13 protein-coding genes are annotated in these 17,975 nt (G+C 72.1%); 1 reads left to right on the forward strand and 12 read right to left on the reverse strand.

Annotated features, from left to right (window positions below; genetic code table 11):
• Position 1: 1 nt before the first annotated feature.
• The 4 genes from ADL03_RS22080 to ADL03_RS22095 all read right to left on the reverse strand — a co-directional run bounded on the left by ADL03_RS22080 (position 2) and on the right by ADL03_RS22095 (position 4,794).
• Positions 2–1,195, reverse strand: a complete 1,194-nt coding sequence (locus tag ADL03_RS22080; RefSeq protein ID WP_053735420.1) for a substrate-binding domain-containing protein — start codon at positions 1,193–1,195, stop codon at positions 2–4.
• Positions 1,196–1,313: 118 nt separating this feature from the next.
• Positions 1,314–2,303 carry an ABC transporter permease gene (locus tag ADL03_RS22085; protein ID WP_053735421.1) on the reverse strand — a complete coding sequence of 330 codons (990 nt, stop codon included), beginning with the start codon at positions 2,301–2,303 and terminating at the stop codon, positions 1,314–1,316.
• Positions 2,300–3,310 carry an ABC transporter permease gene (locus ADL03_RS22090; protein ID WP_082373361.1) on the reverse strand — a complete coding sequence of 337 codons (1,011 nt, stop codon included), beginning with the start codon at positions 3,308–3,310 and terminating at the stop codon, positions 2,300–2,302. Before ADL03_RS22090 ends, ADL03_RS22085 begins: the two co-directional genes overlap by 4 nt.
• Entirely contained in the window at positions 3,307–4,794 is a 1,488-nt protein-coding gene (locus ADL03_RS22095; RefSeq protein ID WP_053735422.1) for a sugar ABC transporter ATP-binding protein, read from the reverse strand. The genes ADL03_RS22090 and ADL03_RS22095 overlap by 4 nt, the downstream gene beginning before the upstream one ends.
• 243 nt (positions 4,795–5,037) lie before the next feature.
• On the opposite strand from ADL03_RS22095, the gene ADL03_RS22100 reads away from it, so the two are divergent.
• The gene (locus ADL03_RS22100) at positions 5,038–6,213 is read left to right on the forward strand and encodes an ROK family transcriptional regulator (RefSeq protein WP_053735423.1); all 1,176 of its coding nucleotides are present in this window, start codon (positions 5,038–5,040) and stop codon (positions 6,211–6,213) included.
• Between the two features lie 241 nt (positions 6,214–6,454).
• On the opposite strand, the gene ADL03_RS22105 is transcribed toward ADL03_RS22100, so the two are convergent.
• The 8 genes from ADL03_RS22105 to ADL03_RS22140 form a co-directional block, all read right to left on the reverse strand.
• The gene (locus ADL03_RS22105; RefSeq protein WP_053735424.1) at positions 6,455–7,465 is read right to left on the reverse strand and encodes a polyprenyl synthetase family protein; all 1,011 of its coding nucleotides are present in this window, start codon (positions 7,463–7,465) and stop codon (positions 6,455–6,457) included.
• Between the two features lie 25 nt (positions 7,466–7,490).
• Positions 7,491–8,186: a hypothetical protein gene (locus ADL03_RS22110; RefSeq protein WP_157529080.1), complete on the reverse strand. Its 696-nt coding sequence runs from the start codon at positions 8,184–8,186 to the stop codon at positions 7,491–7,493.
• 104 nt (positions 8,187–8,290) lie between these two features.
• A complete protein-coding gene (locus tag ADL03_RS22115; protein ID WP_053735426.1) occupies positions 8,291–11,782 on the reverse strand; it encodes a ThuA domain-containing protein in 3,492 nt (1,163 codons plus the stop codon).
• A gap of 31 nt (positions 11,783–11,813) precedes the next feature.
• A complete protein-coding gene (locus ADL03_RS22120; protein WP_053735427.1) occupies positions 11,814–12,665 on the reverse strand; it encodes a sugar phosphate isomerase/epimerase in 852 nt (283 codons plus the stop codon).
• Positions 12,666–12,739: 74 nt separating this feature from the next.
• A complete protein-coding gene (locus ADL03_RS22125; RefSeq protein ID WP_053735428.1) occupies positions 12,740–13,951 on the reverse strand; it encodes an ROK family transcriptional regulator in 1,212 nt (403 codons plus the stop codon).
• 92 nt (positions 13,952–14,043) lie between these two features.
• Positions 14,044–14,787, reverse strand: a complete 744-nt coding sequence (locus ADL03_RS22130) for a glycoside hydrolase N-terminal domain-containing protein (protein ID WP_053735429.1) — start codon at positions 14,785–14,787, stop codon at positions 14,044–14,046.
• Between the two features lie 88 nt (positions 14,788–14,875).
• A complete protein-coding gene (locus tag ADL03_RS22135) occupies positions 14,876–16,216 on the reverse strand; it encodes an RICIN domain-containing protein (protein ID WP_053735430.1) in 1,341 nt (446 codons plus the stop codon).
• A gap of 37 nt (positions 16,217–16,253) precedes the next feature.
• The gene (locus tag ADL03_RS22140) at positions 16,254–17,957 is read right to left on the reverse strand and encodes a ThuA domain-containing protein (protein ID WP_053735431.1); all 1,704 of its coding nucleotides are present in this window, start codon (positions 17,955–17,957) and stop codon (positions 16,254–16,256) included.
• Between the last annotated feature and the right edge of the window lie 18 nt (positions 17,958–17,975).

The raw sequence follows: 17,975 nt of genomic DNA on the forward strand, positions 1-17,975 counted from the left end.
CTCACTTCCAGGGTGCGGGGTAGCCGGGCATCTGCTCGCAGCCGCACATCGCGTAGTGCAGCGGCGGCATGTCCTGCTTGATGAAGTCCTTCAGGGTGTCCTGCGTGACCTTCGGCTGCGGCAGCACCCACTCCTTCGGCACCTGCTTGCCCGCGAGCACGCGCAGGGCGGCGATGACCGGCGTGCGCCACTGGTAGGTCGGGTAGGTCGGGGCGACGGCGGTCATCTTCTCGTCGGCCCAGATGCGCAGGAAGTCCTGCTGGTCCTCGCCCACGAACGGCGGGATCGGCACACCGGCGTCCTGGAACGCCTCCACCGCCGCGACCGCGGTCGCGCCCGCGTCCATCCAGACGCCGTCGATCTTGCCCTCGCGCTGGATGTACTCGTTGACGATGCTCTTGGTCTTGGCCGCGTCGCCGTCGGTGAACTCGACGCCCACGACCTTCACCTGGCTGCCGGAGAAGACCTCGTCGGCGGCGGCCCAGCGCTGTTCCAGGACGTCCACGCCGGGCAGGATCCGCAGCGCGAGGACCTTTCCGCCGGGCGCCACCTTCTCCTTGAGGAACTCGGCACCGTCGGCACCGAACGCGAACCCGCCGATCGGGTGGATGAACGTCACCGGGCAGCTCGTCTTCACGCCGCGGTCGAAGACGATCACGGGAATGCCGGTCGCGCAGGCGGACTCGACGGCCGGGGTGAGCGTGGCGGTCGTGTTCGGCGACACGACCAGCGCGCTGCACCCCTGCGCGGCCAGCGACTGGATGTCGCTGATCTGCTTGTCGTCCTTGGCCTCCGCGTCGAGCACGGTGAACTTGGTGATCTCCGGGTGCAGCTTCACCTCCTGCTGCATGGTCTTGAACCCGACCTGCCGCCACGGGTTGTCGACCGAGGCGTTGGAGAAGCAGAGGTGGTAGCCGCCGCCCGGCTTGGCGTACTTGCCCATGTCGGCCAGCTCCGGTTCGAGCATCTGCTCCCAGGGCCCCGCCGCGCCGTCCTGGCCGTCCAGCCCGACGGCCTTCGCGGTGCGGAACCGCAGCTGGCGCGCGAACTCGGTCTGGTCGAAGAACTGCGACTTGGCGTTCGCCTTGGCCGGTCCGGACGTGCCGCCGGTGCCGGTCGCGGCGGGCAGGTCGCTGGAGCACCCCGCCACCGCGAGCGCGCCGGCCAGGGCCACGGCGGGCCATTTCCTGTTCATGTGCTGCTCCTCGGCTTCGACGGCGGGGCTCAGACGGCGTGGTGGGGCGGTGTGGTGGGGCGGTGTGGTCGAGCGGCGTTGCACGACCGCCCTCCGCGGCGGTCTTCCCGGGGCAGCGTCAGGCGCTGTCCACGGTGGATCTGCGCGGCCGCAGCACCCGGCGCAGGTCGGCACCGCGGGCGGCGTAGGCCACCGCCGCGATGATGATCACGCCCTGCACGGCGGACTCCAGCGCACCGGACACGCCGAGCAGGTTCAGCAGGGAGAAGAGGGCTTCGAGCGACAACGCGCCCGCGGCCGCGGCGACCACGGAACCGCGGCCACCGCCGAGCAGGACGCCGCCGAGCACCACCGCGGTGATGGCGCGGAACTCCAGGCCTTGGCCGACCTGGGCGGACACCCCGGCGAACCCGGCGAGCAGGATCGCCGCGACCGTGGCGAGCAGCGCCGACAGCACGAACGCGAGCAGGCGGACCCGGTCCACCCGGCCGCCCGCGAGCCGGACCACGTTCTCGTTGTCCCCCACCGCGATCAGCGTGCGGCCGGTCGGGCGGCGCATGAACCACACGGCCGCGCCGACCACCACCAGCAGCACGACCACCGACCACGGCACCTGGCCGAGCAGCGGCACATCGGCACCACCCCGGCCGGCGACGCGGAACGACGGTGACAGGGCACCGCGGGGGGCTCCGCCGGTCCACAGGAACACCGCGCCGTCAAGCACGAGCAGCATCCCCAGCGTCACGATGAACGACGGCACCAGCAGCTTCGTGGTGACCAGCCCGTTGACCAGGCCGACCAGCAGCCCGAAACCCAGCAGCAGCGCGATCACCCACGCCGTGTTGGCGTCGTCGCCGTCGACCAGCCTGGCGGCGATCACCACCTCGGCGGTGACCAGCGAGCCGACCGAGAGGTCGAAGCCACCGGACACGATCACGAAGTACTGCCCGACGGCCAGCACCACCAGCGGCGCCGCCCGCTTGAGCAGCGCGAGGTACCCGCTGGGTTCGGAGTAGGCGGGACCGGCGAACACCAGTGCCACCACCAGGACCACGAGCACGACCAGCACGGGTCCCGTGCCGTCGGCCAGCCTCGGCCACCGCGTCACGCCGACCTCCCGGCCTGCCTGCGGCGGGCGTACAGCGCCACCGCGACGACGAGCACGACGCCGCGCACGACGTCCTTGAAGAACGAGTTGACCCCGAGGTCGTCGAAGATCGTGTCCAGCGTCGCCAGGATCAGCACACCGCCGACGGTCCCGGCGACACCGCCGCGGCCGCCCGCGAGGGCCGTGCCGCCGAGCACGACGGCGGCGATCGACTCCAGGTCGTACCCGGCGTCGGTGCCGACGTACGGCGCGCCCGATCCCAGGCGTGCGGCCAGGAACACCCCGGCGAGCCCGGCCATGAGCGAGCACACGACGTGCGCGGTGACGATGGTCCGCCCGGTGCGCACACCGGACAGCCGGGCCACGTCGACGTCGCCGCCGACGGCGTACATGTGGTAGCCGGTGCGGGTGCGCCGCAGGTACCACCACGCCGCCGCCGCGAGGAGCAGCATCAGCAGTGCCGCCACCGGAACCGGTCCGATCCGGTCGTAGCCGATGTGCTGGAACGCGCGCGGCACGCTCCCGGCCGGGCCGGTGTAGCCGTGCTCCAGGTAGCCGCGCAGCACCAGCGCGACGCCCAGGGTGGCGATGAACGCGTTGGCCCGCAGCACGGTGATCACCAGCCCGTTGACCAGGCCGACCACCGCCGCGACCAGCAACGCCGCCAGCACGCCCGGCACGATCATCCCCGCGCTGCCCGCCATGGTCTCGGCGGCCACGAGCGAGCACAGGCCGACCAGGTAGGCCACGGACAGGTCGAGGGAGCCGGTGACGATCACCAGCGTCTGCCCGATCGCGACCAGGCCGAGCACCGTGCTGCGGGTGAGGATGTTGAGGATGCCGCCCTGGTCGAGCAGCACGCCGCCGTCGAGCGCCACCACGACGCTGCCGAGCACCAGCAACGCCGCCAGCGCCAGGTAGACGACGGCGACCGGGGTCAGCGGGAACGTCCGCTGCCGCACCGGTGTCCGGCTCTGTTCGCGGGCCTCCGCGCGCACGGCGCTCACGCCGGTTCTCCGATCAGGTGTCCGGTGGCCAGTCCCATCACGGTCTCCTCGTCCGCACCGGCGGGCACCTCACCCGCGAGGGTGCCGTCGCGCATCACGAGGACCCGGTCGCTCATGCCGATCAGCTCCGGCAGCTCGGAGGAGATCATCAGCACGGCCATGCCGTCGTCGGCCAGGTCGCGCAGCAGCCGGTACAACGCCTGCTTCGCGCCGACGTCGACACCGCGGGTCGGCTCGTCCACGAGCAGCACGCGCGGCCGCACGGCGAGCCACTTGCCCAGCACGACCTTCTGCTGGTTGCCGCCGGAGAGGTAGCGCACCTCCTGGTGCGGCCCGCGCGCCACGACGGCGACCGACGCGAGCAGCCGGTCCAGGTCGGCGTCGTGCCGGGCCGCCGCACCCCGGCAGGCCGCGCGCCGGACGAGCAAGGCGTTGTCCCGCACCGACTGCCGCAACGCCAGCCCCTCGCCCTTGCGGTCCTCGGTGACGTAGCCGATGCCCTTGCGGACCGCCGTGCGCGGGCCGGTGATCCTGACCGGCACGCCGTCGAGCTCGACCACGCCGGTGGTGAACGGTTCGACGCCCCAGATCGCGCGTGCGATCGCCGAACGGCCGGAGCCCTGCAACCCGGCGACGCCGACGATCTCACCGGCCCGCACGTCGAACGTCAGGTCCCGCACCCGGTCGTTCCCGGCGCCGCGCAACGCGATCCGCACCTCGCCGGGCTCGCTCGCGCGCTCGGGGTAGAGCGCCTCCAGTGGCCGGCCGACCATGTGCCGCACCACCTGGTCGGTGCTCAGGCCGGCGGTCGGCGCGCAGGTGACGAACGCGCCGTCCTTCAGCACCGTGATGCGCGAGCTCAGGTCGAACACCTCGCGCATCCGGTGGGAGACGTAGAGGATCGCGATCCCGCGGTCGCGCAGCCTGCGCACCAGGTCGTACAGCAGCTCGACCTCGCCGTCGGCCAGCGCCGCCGTGGGTTCGTCCATCGCGAGGACCCTGGCGTCGGCCGACAGCGCCTTGACGATCTCCACGACCTGCCTGCGGGCGACGGAGAGCCGGGCCACCTCGGTGCCCGGCTCGATGCCGTCCTCGCCCAGCCAGTCCAGCAGCCGCCGGGTCTCGGCCTCCATCGCGCGCCGGTCGACCCGCCCGCGGCGCACCGGTTCCCGGCCCAGGAAGACGTTCTCGGCCACCGTGCGGTGTTCGAGGAGCGTGAACTCCTGGTGGATGATCGCGATGCCCGCGGCCTGCGCGTCGCGCGGCGCGGCGAACGAGACCTCCTCGTCGCGCACCACGACCCGGCCCGCGTCCGGGCGGTGCACGCCGGCCAGCACCTTCAGCAAGGTCGACTTGCCCGCGCCGTTCTCCCCCACCAGCGCGTGCACCTCGCCCGCCCGCAGCGCGAGGTCGACACCGCGCAGCACCGGTACGCCGAAGAAGCTCTTCTCGATGCCCTCCAGCCGCACGACGACGTCGGTCATACCGCCGTCCCCGTCCCCGCTGCACCTGCGGCGACCAGGTGGGACAACGGAACGCCCGCGGGCGGGGCCGTCGGCCCGACGGGGTCCGCCACCACCCCCGGTGTTACGCGGGTCACAGTCATGAGGCGAACGTAGAGCCGACTATTGGCGCCTGTCAACCAAAAGTTGGCGCTTCTCTGCCAAAGCACACATACCTTAAGGATGAACATCGCCATTACTCGGCATGTTTGGTTCACTGATCCGGTGCCGGACGTACCTTGGGCCCCTGCGGCGTCTCCCGGGCAGCTGCTGCGACTGCTGCTGGACGGGGTGCCCCGCACCCGTGCCGAGCTGGCGAGCCAGACCGGGCTGACCCGTGCCGCGGTCCGGACGCGGCTCGACGCGTTGCAGGGTGCCGGGTTCCTCACCGACCGCGTGATCACCGTGGCGACCGGTGGCCGTCCCGCGGGGCGGCTGGCGTTCAACGCGGGTGCCCGCACCGTCCTGGCCGCCGACGTCGGCGCCCGCCACGCCACCGTCGCGGTCACCGACCTCGCCGGTGGCCTGCTGGCCTCGCGGCGGCTCGCGCTGGACGTGGCGGCCGGACCGGCACCCGTCCTCGCACACCTGGCCCGGACGTGGCGGGAGCTGGTCGCGGACGCCGGTCTGTCCGCCGTGTCGCTGGCCGGTGTCGGCATCGGGCTGCCCGGTCCCGTCGAGCACTCGTCCGGGCGGCCCAACCACCCGCCGATCATGCCCACGTGGAACGGCTTCGACGTGCCCGGTCACCTGCGCGCCGAGTTCGGGGTGCCGGTGCTGGTGGACAACGAGGTCAACCTGATGGCGCTGGGCGAGCACGCGCACTCGTTCCCCGGCACCGACCACATGATCGTCGTCAAGGTGGCGACCGGGATCGGCTCCGGGTTCATCAGCAACGGCGTGCTGCACCGGGGCGCCGCCGGTGCGGCTGGGGACCTCGGCCACATCCAGGCTCCCGACGGCGACGACACCCCCTGCGGCTGCGGCAACACCGGGTGCCTGGAGGCCGTCGCGAGCGGCTCGGCGGTCGCGGCCCGGTTGCGCTCCAAGGGGGTCGAGGCCCACACCAGCGCCGACGTGGTCGCCCTCGTCAGGGCGGGCAACGTCGAGGCTGGTCAGGCGATCCGGCAGGCCGGCCGGTGCATCGGCGAGGTGCTCGCCGCCTGCGTCAGCATGGTCAACCCCTCGCTGATCGTGGTCGGCGGCGACCTCGCGGCGGCCGGGGAGATGCTGCTGGCCGGTGTGCGGGAGGCGGTCTACCGCCGGTCGCTGCCGCTGGCCACCGAGAACCTGCGGATCGTGCCGTCGCGGGCCGGCGAGGTGGCGGGGGTGCTCGGCGCGGCGGCCATGGTGATCCACCACGTCCTGTCCCCCGCCGTCGTGGACCAGCAGCTCGGATAGCACCGGAGCGCTCGTCCGGGGGTGCGGCTGCCCGGTCTGCCGCGGATCGCGGGCTGATGTCCCACCGGGAGCTCGGCCGCAGGGCGAACCATCGCGCTGCCCGGCGCCCTGATGGGTGCGGACTTCCGAGTCCGCGCTGAGCACGGCGTTCGTCCGCGGCGGTGACGCCGAGGAGTGGGACCGCACGGTGGCGAGAGCCGGCGACGCCCTGCGGCGGGAACACCGGGAAAGCGCGTGCGGGTCACCGGTCCCTGCGCACGACCAGCCCGGCCAGCACGCGCAGGTCGTGCGCGGCGGCCGGGTGCGGGCGGGCCCGGTGCAGGCTGTCGAACGCCAGCCGCACCCGCCGGTCCGCCTCGGCCTCCGCCCACTCGCGCCCGCCCGCTTCCGCGACGAGGTCGGCGACCTGGCGGACGGCCTCGTCCGACCTGGCGGTCTCGCGGTAGAGGTGCGCGAGGCGGCGGGCGGCCGGTGAGTCCGCGGCCAGTGCCGCCACGACGGGCAGCGATCTGCGGCGGGCCCTGATGTCGGCGTGGGCCGGTTTGCCGGTGCGCGCGGGGTCGCCCCAGATGCCGAGGACGTCGTCGGCCAGCTGGAAGGCGACGCCCAGGTGCACGCCGAACCAGCGGCAGTGCTCGGCGGCGGCGTCCCCGGCTCCGGCGGCGAGGGCGCCGAGGCGGCAGGCGGCGCCCAGCAGCGCACCGGTCTTGCGTTCCGCGGTGGTGAGGCACCGCTCGACCGTCACCGCGGGCTCCTGCGCCACGTCGGCCGACTGGCCCTCGCACAGCTCGACCAGCACGTCGGCGAGCACGCCGGTCAACGCGCGCGGCACCCGGCGCAGCGCCAGGCCCACGAGCGCGTCGCCGGCCAGGATCGCCGCGGTGGTCCCGAACGCCATCCACGCGCAGGGCCGGTGCCGCCGGGTCTCGTCGCCGTCCATGACGTCGTCGTGCAGCAACGAGAAGTCGTGCACCAGCTCCACCGCCGTGGCCGCGGCGACCACCGCGGGCACGGGTGGCCCGTCGGCGAACGCGCGGGCGCAGGCGAACGTCAGCGCGGGCCGCAGCGCCTTGCCGGTCGCCTGCGACGGCCGGCCGTCCGCGTCCCACCAGCCGATGTGGTACCCGGCGACGCGCCGCAACGCGGGCCCCAGCTCGTCGACGCTGGCGCGGTGCACGGGCTCGATCACCGTCCGCGCGTCGTCCAGCAGCCGGAGGGCGTCGGCCGGGCGCAGCACGTCGTCGGCCCTCACCGCTGGTCCCGCAACGCACCCGCGGTCACCGGTGGCCACTTCCCTCCGCCTCGTCGTCGGGCGCGAGCGCGCCGGAGTCGCCGGTGGAGAGCTGCACGTGCACGTGCCCCTTGCCGGCCTCGATGTTGATGACGTCGAGCTGGACGGCGGCCACCGACCACGTGCGCAGTGCCAGCGTGCGCTGCTCACCGGCCAGCGCCAGCAGCGTGCGCGGCTCTGCCTGCCCGAGCGCCGCCTCGAAGGCCTTGACCGCCGCGGCGAGCTGTTGCACGGCCGTGCGCAGGCCGGAGCGGGCGACGTTGATCCCGTTGCCCGCTGACGGCGACTGCTCGTACGACTTCTCCGCCGCCGTCACGACATCGCGCCACCCGGTCACCACCTCCGGTGTGAGCGCGGTCTTCGGCGCTGACCCGTCGGCTGGAGCCGCCTGCGCCATCGCCGCGAGCACCGGGCTCAGCCGGTCGGCGGTCTGCCTGGCCAGGTCGGTCAACGGCCCGAGCTGCGCCACGTCGCGTTCGGCGTCCTCGCGTTCCAGCTCCGCGATCCGCCGCTGCGTGGCGTCCGGCCCGTTCCACGCACCGACCAGGAACGAGACCGCCAGCCCGAGCAGGAACGCGGTGAGCACTACCGCCCACACCCGCCCCCTCGGCCGGGGATCGGGCGTGCCCCACGCGGCCGCCCTGGTCGCGCGCGGCCGGGTGGCCCGCATGGTTCTGCCCATCGTGTCCTCCTCGACGCCGTGCCGCGGTGACGAACCGCACCCACCCAGGTGATGGCCGAAGAGCGGTCAGCGGCCCCGAAAAGCCGCTGACCGCCCGCCTTCCGCTACCGCAGGGTCCACCTCTGGTTCGTCCCGCCGTGACAGGTCCAGATGATCAGCTGGGTCCCGTCCGCCGAGCTGCCTCCGTTGGCGTCCAAGCACTTCGAGCCGTTGCGGATCGTGCCGTCGGACTGCGTCGTCCAGTTCTGGCCCGACGCGCCGTTGCACGACCAGAGCCGGACGAGCGCGCCGTCGGTCTGGCTGTTGCCGGTGACCTCCAGGCACTTGTCCAGCGCCCGCAACGTGGTGCCGGTCTGCGTCCACTTCTGGTTGGCACCGCCGTTGCAGGTCCACAGCTGCACCTTGGCGCCGTCAGTCGAGCTGGCGCCGTTCACGTCGACGCACTTGCCGCTCGCGCCGACGATCTCCTTCGCGGTACCGCCACCGCCGCCCTGCCCGACACCCGGCCCGACGAACGTGATCGAGTCGAGGTCGAAGCTGGTCGACGAGGTTGTCTTGAACACCGCGAACAGCTCGACGGTGCCGGTGGGAGCGGTCACGTTCACCGCGGGCAGGCTCGCGTAGGTGTCCCACCCGCCGGTGCTGGTCACCGCGGCCGACGCGACGAGAGCACCGGTCGGCGAGCCCGAGTGCAGCTCGATGGTCCCGCCACCGCCGGACGGCGCGGACACCCGGAACGACACCTGGTTGATCCCGGTGAAGTTCACCGGCTTGAACGAGATCCAGTCGCCGTTGCCGATGTCGCCGACCCGCGCGCCGGACTCGGCACCCGCCTGCGACACCACGCGGACGCCGGACGAGCCGGTGAAGAACTCGGCCTGCTTCTGCTTGGGCTGCAGCACGACCTGGGCGCCACCGGTCAGGGCGGGCACCCCGCTCGCGCCGCCGTCGGTGTACTCGGCGGAGCCGATCACGTGCACGTTGAGCCCCTGGTGCCCGGAGTCGATGCCGGTCTGCAGCGTTCCGGTGCAGCCGGTCGCCGGCGAGCCGATGGGGTGCTTGTGCGTGTCGTGGCCCATGTTCGACTGCACGCTCACCCTGCCGCAGTCGATGGTGCCGTCCTCCTGGTCGGTCACCGACACCGTGTACGGGACGGTGTCACCGAAGTTGATCATGCCGCCGTCCGCGGGTCCGGTGAACCGCACGACCGGTTCGGTGTTGCCCGCGGTCACCGTCACGTTCGCGGTGCCGATCTTGCCCGCCGAGTTGGTGACGGTGAGCTGGGCGGTGAACCGGCCACGTCCGGTGTAGGTGTGCGTCGGGTTCGCCTCGGTCGACGTGCTGCCGTCGCCGAAGGCCCACCGGTAGGTCAGCGGGAGACCCGCCGGGTCGGTGGAACCGGCGCTGGAGAAGGACACCGTCAGCGGCGAACCGCCCGAGAGCGGCGTGCCGGTGGCCTGCGCGACCGGGCTGCGGTCGCCGGTGGCGGTGTAGTCGATGCGCCAGAGCCCGGCGCCGGGCAGCGGTTTGTTGTCGTCCCAGCCGGTGCCCCACGTCAACAGGTACATCGACCCGTCCGGGCCGAACTTGGCGTCCATCGGCGAGGCGAACGACATGTTCGACAGGAAGTTGTTGATTTTCAACAGGTTTCCGGACGAGTCGAGCCGGAACTCCCACATCCGGTTGCGCGACCACTCGCCGAAGAACGGCGTCTGGTCGAAGTAGGCCGGGAACTTCGTCGTGGACGGGTTGTTCGCGTTGTACTGGTAGGCGGGGAACGCCATCGGCGCCTCGCCACCGGTGCCCATCTCCGGCCACACGTTGCCGTTGGCCCCGTTGCCGTACCACATGTCCGCCGCGCGCGCCGCGGGCAACGTGGTGAGACCGGTGTTGTTGGGCGAGTTGTTCACCGGTGCCGCGCAGTTGAACTTCGGGCCCGAGGTGTTGTTGGCGAAGTTCCAGTCGTTGTAGGCGATGTTGTTCGCCACGCAGTACGGCCAGCCGTAGTAGCCCGGCGACTTGATCACGTTCCACTCCACCAGACCGGCGGGGCCGCGGTTCGCGTTGTCCGACCCCGCGTCCGGGCCGTAGTCGGCCGCGTAGACCACGCCGGTGGTCGGGTGCACGCTGAACCGGAAGGCGTTGCGGAAGCCCATCGCGTAGATCTCGGGCCGCGTCTTCGCCGTGCCGGGCGCGAACATGTTGCCCGCGGGCACCGTGTAGGTGCCGTCGGCCTCCGGGTGGATGCGCAGGATCTTGCCCCGCAGGTCGTTCGTGTTGGCCGCGGTGCCCTGCGCGTCGTACAGCGAACGGCCGGGACGCTCGTCGATCGGCGCGTAGCCGGCCGAGTCACCGTTGGGGTTCGTGTCGTCGCCGACGCTGATGTAGAGGTTGCCGTTCGGCCCGAAGTTGAGCTGGCCGCCGGTGTGGCCCGGCTCCTCGCGCCGTGACGCGGGAATGGTGAGCAGGACCTTCTCGGTGGAGGTGTCCAGCCGGTCGCCGTTCATGGTGAAGCGGGAGATCCTGGCGATCTCCTGGGTCCCGGTGGGCGAGTAGTTCAGGTAGACCCACCGGTTCGTGGCGAACGCCGGGTCGAGCGCCATGCCGACCAGGCCGTCCTCCGAGGTCTGCCCGCCGCCGTAGACGCTGAGCGTGCCCGCCACGACCGTGGTCCTGGTGTCCGGCTTGTAGATCTTGAGGTTGCCGTTGTACTCGGTGAAGAACACCCGGCCGTCGGGAGCCACGTCGAGGGTGCTCGGCGCGATCGTGGAGCTGTCGAGCTGCACCTTCTGGAAGCTGCTCCACACCGTGGGACCGCAGTCCGCGGCCACCGTGCCGCCGGCCGACTCCACACCGCCGGTGATGTGCTGGCGGAACAGGGGTTCGGAGTAGCTCGACGCGTTGTGACCCATGCCGGTGGCCCACAGCCGGCCGCCCTCGTAGTTGCGGCACCACGAGATCGGGTGGTCGACGCCCATCTTGGACGGGCCCGCGTCGTAGGTCGACTCGTCCGCGGTGGCGATCACGTGCACGTCGCCGCGCGCGGAGCGGTTGAAGTTGTACCACTCCTCGGTCCGCGTCCACCGGTCCGGCAGGCCCGCTCCGGACGGGTGCTTGCGGTCCGCGACCTTGGCGGTGCCCTGCAGGATCGACGAGTGCGCGGTCATGGTCATGCCGAGCATCTGGTCCCACCACGGGAACTGCTGCTCGATGTTCATGTCGGTGGCGTTGTGGATCGCCACCACGCCACCGCCCTTGCGCATGTACGTCTGCATCGCGGTGCGCTGCGCGGCGGTGTCCCAGACCATGCCCGAGGTCTGCAGCATCACGACCACGTTGAACGTGGCGAGCGTGGCGTCGTTGAACACCGACGCGTCCTCGCTCTTGGTGAGCTCCCAGCCGCGTTCGGCGGCCAGCTGCTCGAACATCGTGATGCCGGCCGGGATGGAGTCGTGCCGGTACGCCCCCGAAGCGGTCTTCGAGAACAGCAGCACGTGCAGGCCGTGCGCCTGGGCCGGGGTTATCGGCACGACGAGCCCCATCACCACCAGAGCACCCGCCAACACTGTCAGTAATCGCTTGAGTGTGCGTTGCATTGCCACTCCTCCGGGGTGGTGATGCGGTCGGCTAACAGGTGAGCGCAGCGGCGGCGGCGCGCAGGAAGGCCAGTCCTTCCACGGCGAGTGCGTCGGGTGAGTCGGCGAGCGGGCGCCAGATGGACGCGGCGGTCGCGATGGCGGCGTTGTCCGGGGTGAACGACTCGATGCACAGCGGACCCCGGTAGCCGGCCCCGGAGAGGGCGCCCAGCAGGGCCGGCCAGTCCTGGTGGTCGCGGCCCGGTGTGCCGCGGTCGTTGGCGCACACCTGGACGTGCGCGATGCGGGACCCCGCGGCGAGGACGGCCTTCACCGGTGCCGATTCCTCGATGTTGAGGTGGTAGGTGTCGAGCGCCAGCCCGCAGCCCTCGTCCGGCAGGCCGGCGAGCGCCTCCAGCGCCTGGTCCACGGTGTTGAGCAGGCTGGTCTCGTAGCGGTTCAACGGTTCCACGGCGACGCGGACGCCCCGTTCGGCGGCGTACTCGACGACCGGGAGCAGGTTCGCGCGCAGCTCGGCGTAGACCCGCGGCCGGTCGTCGATCCGCCAGGTGCGGCCGACCGAGCTGTACGCGGGACCCGCGATCACCGGGCTGCCCACGACCGTCGCGACGTCGACCACCCGCCGCAGGTAGTCCTGGGTCTGCTCGACGGTGTCGGCCACGACCAGCTCGCGGCCCGGCGGCATGACGAGGCAGACGGTGGCGCGCAGGCCCAGCCCGGCCAGCAGGTCGGCGGCGCGGTGCGGGTCCCAGTCACCCGGCTGCTCCACCGGCAGCTCGATGACGTCGAACCCCCACTGGCGGACCTTCGGTGCGAGAGCGGCCAGCCCGTCGTCGGTCAGCGGCGACGTCCAAACCCATGTGTTGACGCCAATGTCCCACATGAGGGTGAACGTAAGCCCGGAGATATGGCTCGGTCAATGCAGAAGTTGGCCACTACTGGCCTAACTTATGACCACTAACCGCCAAAAGTGCCGTGGGCCTGCCCGGCGGCCACCACCTCGCCCAGCCGGGCGTCCAGCACCTCGGGTGACAGCACGTGCCGCACCACCATCGCCGCGGCTCCCAGCGCCCCGGCCGTGAGGCCCGCGCCCGACGCGACGATCCGCAGGTTCTCCGTGGCCAGCGGCAGCGACCGCCGGTAGATCGACTCGCGCACACCGGCCAGCAGCATCTCCCCCGCCTCCGCCAGCAGCCCGCCGATGACCACGAGCGAGGGGTTGAACATGCTCACGCACCCGGCCAGCACCTCGCCGATGTCCCTGCCCGCCTGCCGCACGACCCGGCCGGCCTCGAGGTTGCCGGAGCGGACCAGGTGCACCACGTCGGCCGTCGAGTGCGCGGGCAGGTCCAGCTCCCGCAGCCTCGCCGCGAGCGCGGGTCCCCCGGCCACCGCCTCCAGGCACCCGGTGTTGCCGCACCGGCACAGCACCTCGCCGCCATGCGGCACCCGGATGTGGCCCAGGTCCCCGGCGGCGCCCGCGGCACCCCGGTGCAGCACGCCGTTGCTGATCAGCCCGGCGCCGATGCCGGTCGCCGCCTTCACCACGATCATGTGCTGCACGTCCGGGTGCGAGGCGGTGTGCTCGCCCAGCGCCATCAGGTTGACCTCGTTGTCGACGAGCACCGGCGCGTCGAACTCCGCCGCGATGGCCGCCGGCACGTCGTACCCGTCCCAGCCCGGCATGATCGGCGGGTTGTTCGGGCGGCCGGTGGAGTGCTCGACCGGGCCGGGCAGGCCGATGCCGACACCGGCGACCTGCGCGGGGTCCACGGTGCGCAGCAGCTCGCGCCAGGTCGCGACCAGGAGCGGGAGGATCACCGCGGGTCCGTCCGCGACGTCGAGGCCCACCTGTTCGACGGCGAGCAACCGGCACCCCAGGTCGGCCACGGCGACCGTGGCGTGGGTGGCGCCGACCTCGGCGGCCAGCACCAGGTGCGCGCCGGGGTTGAACCCGAACCGGCCGGCCGGGCGGCCACCGGTGGACTCGCCGGTGCCGTTGCCCGTCACCAGCCCGGCCGCCACGAGCAGGTCGAGCCTGGCCCGCACCGTGGAGCGGGCGAGACCGGTCGCGGCCACGATCTCCGCTCGGGTGCGCGGCCTGCCGTCCATCAGCATGCGCAGCACAGCGGCCGGTGAACCCGCCTCGATGCCCAGGGTGCTCTCCATCCGACAATTGTCCCATCGGCACCGGAAGACGGGGCGCAGATGGCGTGGCAGCGTGTCCGCACCGCCCGAACCGGTGACCCGGCCGGCGGTGGTCAGTCCGGGAGGGCGTCCCGGTGCCGCGCGAACAGGGTGGCGTAGTCGGCGTCGAGCTCGGCCAGTGCCGTGCGCAGCGCCTGGAAGACCCACTCGGTCGGCGACTCGTTGAGGTCGATCCTGGTGAGCAGGAGCAACCGCGGCGCGCCGATGACGACGAGCGTGGGCCCGCTGGCGGAGATGCTGCCGTCGAAGGCCACCACGCGCGTGACGCCCTCGCAGCCGAGTGCACCCCTGCGTGCGGGGAAGGCGCCGCGCAGGTTCAGGTAGCCGGAGCCGTTGCTCACGGTCGCCCTGGCGGTGAAGCGGGTGCTGCCGGGCAGCCCGTCGAGCGCGGTGTCGACGCTCAGCGTGGTGTCGATCGTCCGTCCGGGCGCGGGCACCAGCTCGTGCACGATCACCTGGTCCACCCTGGACGCGAACGCCCTGCGGGCCCAGATGCCGTACCCGTCGCTCCACGTCGAGATGACCTCGCCGGTGCGGAAGTCGGTGATGCGGCCGTAGCCGTCGACCGCGGTCGTGCCGGGACTGGAGATCCGGAACTCGTACGCCGGGTCGCAGCCGGGGTGGCCGAACACCACCTTCTCCATGGCGGGCATCCCGTACAGCAGGGCGCCGCACTCGCCGTTGCCGGTGCGGAAGCCGTCGGTGCTGGAGACGGCCGGGCTGGTGTCGTGGCGGCCACGGTCGGGCCAGGTGGCCGGTCCCGGTGGGAACCGCTCGCGGTCGACGGGTGTGCGCATCACACGACTCCTCTGTCAGTGCTGAGGTTCTGCCGGTCGCGGTGCGGCGGGGTACCCGGCGTGCCGGGTACCCCGCCGGTGTCACGTCTTACTGGAACTGCGCGAAGAACCTCCAGATCTCGGCCTTGGTCCACGTGCGGGCGCCGTCGTCACAACCGCACCCCTCGACCGGCGCGGGCGCGTGCCCTCCGTCGAAGGCGGCCCACTGCACCGGGAACCCGGCCCGGCACGAGTAGGTGGTGGTGACGTGCGTCCGGCTGCCCGGCGCCGGTTCCCGCGGGCTCTGGGCGGCACAACCGTTGTTGCGCACGAACCGGTCGCGCAACGCCCGTCCCTGGGCGATGCCCAGCACGTTGTCGCTGACGCCGTGGATGCCGAAGTACGCGACGGCCTGGCTGCCGCCGCTGCACCCGCTGATCTCGCCGCCGGAGATGACGGCGACCGCCCGGAACACGTTCGGCCGCGCGCAGGCGAGGGCGTAGCTCATGCCGCCGCCCCAGCTGAAGCCGGTGGCGAAGCGCTGCGCCGGGTTGACGCACAGGTCGCCCTCGATGCGCCGGATCATGTCGTCGACGAACGTGACGTCCTCACCGCCCGCGTTGCCCCAGCCGTTGCCGAGGCCCTGCGGTGCCACGAGGATCGCGCTGTTGTTCGACTGCTCCTGCTGCCCGTAGTAGGCCCAGGACGCGCCGCTGCTGCCACCCGAGGCGACGTCGTTGGCCGTGCCGCCCCGCCAGTGCAGGCCGAAGATCAGCCGGTACCGGGTGGTGTTGTTGTAGCCGTCGGGGATCCGCAGGATGAAGCTGCGGCTCTTGCCGCCGCTCTGGATGGTGTACGTGCCGTTGCGCAGCGTCGGCGCCTTGCCGCACCCGCTGCCGGGGCCGGGGCCGGGGCCGGGATCGGGGTTGCCCGACACCTTGACCAGCTGCCACTGCTGGCTCGCGGCACCGGTGTCGGTGTTCTGGACGACGTCGACGTCGTCCGCGGTCGAGGCACCCCGCACGTCCACCGCCTTGGCGCTGTGCCTGGCGATCAGCCGGACGTGCCCGCCGTCCGAGTCGGCCGGCCGGAACTGCTGGTTGGTCCCGTTGTTGTCGGTCCACTGCACGATCGCCGCGTTGTCGGCGGTCGACGCACCGGACACGTCGAGGACCTTGCCGGAGCTCCTGGACCTGAGCCGGTAGTAGCCGCCACCGGAGTCCACGAACTGCCACTGCTGGTTCACGCCGTCGTTGCGGGTCCACTGGATGATCCGCGCGCCGTCGCTGGCCGACGAGCCGCGGACGTCCAGCGCCTTGCCGCTGTTGCGGTCGAGCAGGACGTACCACGCGGTGGTGTCCACCGTCGCGGCCGACGCCTGTGGCTGGTCCACCGCGACGAGCGCGCTGATCGCGATGACCGCCGCCGCCGCGGCACCGATGGTCCTCATGACTCACCCCTTCGCGAAGCCGGTTCGAGCGGGCCGGTCATGGCAGCGTCCAGCGCTGGTTGGTGCCGCCGTGGCAGGTCCAGATGATCAGCGACGTGCCGTCGGCCGAGCTGCCGCCGTTGGCGTCCAGGCACTTGCCCGACTGCTGGTTGACCAGCGAGCCGTTCGAGCCGGGCGCCCAGTTCTGCCCGCCGCTGCCGTTGCACGTCGCGAGCTGCACCTGCGCGCCGTTGGCGGTGCTGCCGCCGGCGACGCCCATGCACTTCCCGAGCGCCCGCAACGTGGTCCCGCTGACCGTCCACTGCTGGCTCGTGCCGGAGTGGCACGTCCACAGCTGGACGCGGGTGCCGTCCGCGCTGCTGCCACCGGCGACGTCGGCGCACTTGCCGCTCGCACCGGTGATCGGACCCGTGCGCGACGGCGTCCCGCCGAGTTCCTTCACCCGGACGTTGCGGAACGACACGTCGTCACCGGTGCCGTGGTTCTGCAGGCCGATGTGGCCCGAGGTGAGCGACCTGGCCGGGTCGGTGTTGGTGAAGTCGTTGATCTTCACGCCGTTCAGGAACACCTGCAGCCGCTCACCCTCGACGAGCAGCTCGTAGGTGTTCCATTCCCCCGGCGGGTTCAGCGCCGCGTCCCTGGCCGCGATGTCCGCGCCCTTGAACCCGTAGACCGCGCCCGTGGTCTTGTCGGCGGTGTCGGTCGCGTCGATCTGGACCTCGTACCCGGTGGTGAGGGCCGAGTCCGGGGTGCTGCCCGCCGGGAACCCGAGCACGACACCGGAGTTGTCGTCACCGGCCATCTGCCAGTCCAGCTTCAGGGAGTACGACCGCAGCTCCTTGGCGCTGTACCAGAGCATTCCCATGCCGTCGTACGACGTGAGCGTGCCGTTGGTGTTGGTGAAACCGCCGGGGCCCGCCTGCGTCCACCCGGTCGTCGAGCCGTTGTAGAGGGTGGTGTAGCCGGTCTCGGGCCGGCAGTCGGCCTTCGCCCGGTTCGCCGCGTAGCGGATGCCGCCGAGGATCATCGAGCGGAACGCCGGGTCGGCGTAGCTCTCCCTGGTGTGACCGGTGCCGGTGTAGAACGACCGGCCGCTGCTCATCGTCTTGCACCAGGTGATCGGGTGGTCGCCGCCCATCGACCCGCCGGAGTAGGTCGACTCGTCCAAAGTGGACAAGACGCGGGCGGTGGAACGCGGGTTGCTGCGGTAGTTGTACCACTCGTCGGTGCGCACCCAGGCCGGGTTGAGGTGCGCGGTGGCCGCGTGCGCCCGGTTCTCCGTGCGGACCGTGGCCTGCTGGATGGCCGGGTGCGAGGAGAAGTACGCGCCCACCAGCTCGCCGTAGAACGGCCAGTCGTACTCGGTGTCGGCGGCGGAGTGGACGCCGACGTAGCCGCCCCCGCCGCGGATGTAGGACTCGAACGCCGTCTGCTGCGTGGCGTTCAGCACGTCACCGGTGGTGTTGAGGAAGACCACGGCCTCGTACTGCGCGAGGTTCGCGGTCGTGAACACCGCGGAGTCCTCGGTGGCGGTCACGGTGAAGTTGTTGCCCGCGCCCAGGTCGCGGACCAGCTGGATGCCGGTCGGGATCGCGTCGTGCCGGAAGCCCGCGGTCTTCGAGAACACGAGCACGTCGTACGGTGCGTCCGCGGCCGCCGCCGGTGGTGCGGCGGCGAGCCCGCCGACGACGAGCGCGGCGGCCGCGAGGCCGAGCGCACGCCGGAAAGCCTGGTACCTCATCTCATCCTCCTTGATGGT

The sequence above is a fragment of the Nocardia sp. NRRL S-836 genome (assembly GCF_001279525.1).
Taxonomy (GTDB): domain Bacteria; phylum Actinomycetota; class Actinomycetes; order Mycobacteriales; family Pseudonocardiaceae; genus Lentzea.

Excerpts from the sequence above, each read along its gene's own strand:
- ADL03_RS22115 (WP_053735426.1), bottom strand. The coding sequence starts at position 11,782 with ATGCAACGCACACTCAAGCGATTACTGACAGTGTTGGCGGGTGCTCTG.
- ADL03_RS22140 (WP_053735431.1), bottom strand. The coding sequence starts at position 17,957 with ATGAGGTACCAGGCTTTCCGGCGTGCGCTCGGCCTCGCGGCCGCCGCG.
- ADL03_RS22120 (WP_053735427.1), bottom strand. The coding sequence starts at position 12,665 with ATGTGGGACATTGGCGTCAACACATGGGTTTGGACGTCGCCGCTGACC.
- ADL03_RS22080 (WP_053735420.1), bottom strand. The coding sequence starts at position 1,195 with ATGAACAGGAAATGGCCCGCCGTGGCCCTGGCCGGCGCGCTCGCGGTG.
- ADL03_RS22110 (WP_157529080.1), bottom strand. The coding sequence starts at position 8,186 with ATGGGCAGAACCATGCGGGCCACCCGGCCGCGCGCGACCAGGGCGGCC.
- ADL03_RS22095 (WP_053735422.1), bottom strand. The coding sequence starts at position 4,794 with ATGACCGACGTCGTCGTGCGGCTGGAGGGCATCGAGAAGAGCTTCTTC.
- ADL03_RS22125 (WP_053735428.1), bottom strand. The coding sequence starts at position 13,951 with ATGGAGAGCACCCTGGGCATCGAGGCGGGTTCACCGGCCGCTGTGCTG.
- ADL03_RS22130 (WP_053735429.1), bottom strand. The coding sequence starts at position 14,787 with ATGCGCACACCCGTCGACCGCGAGCGGTTCCCACCGGGACCGGCCACC.
- ADL03_RS22135 (WP_053735430.1), bottom strand. The coding sequence starts at position 16,216 with ATGAGGACCATCGGTGCCGCGGCGGCGGCGGTCATCGCGATCAGCGCG.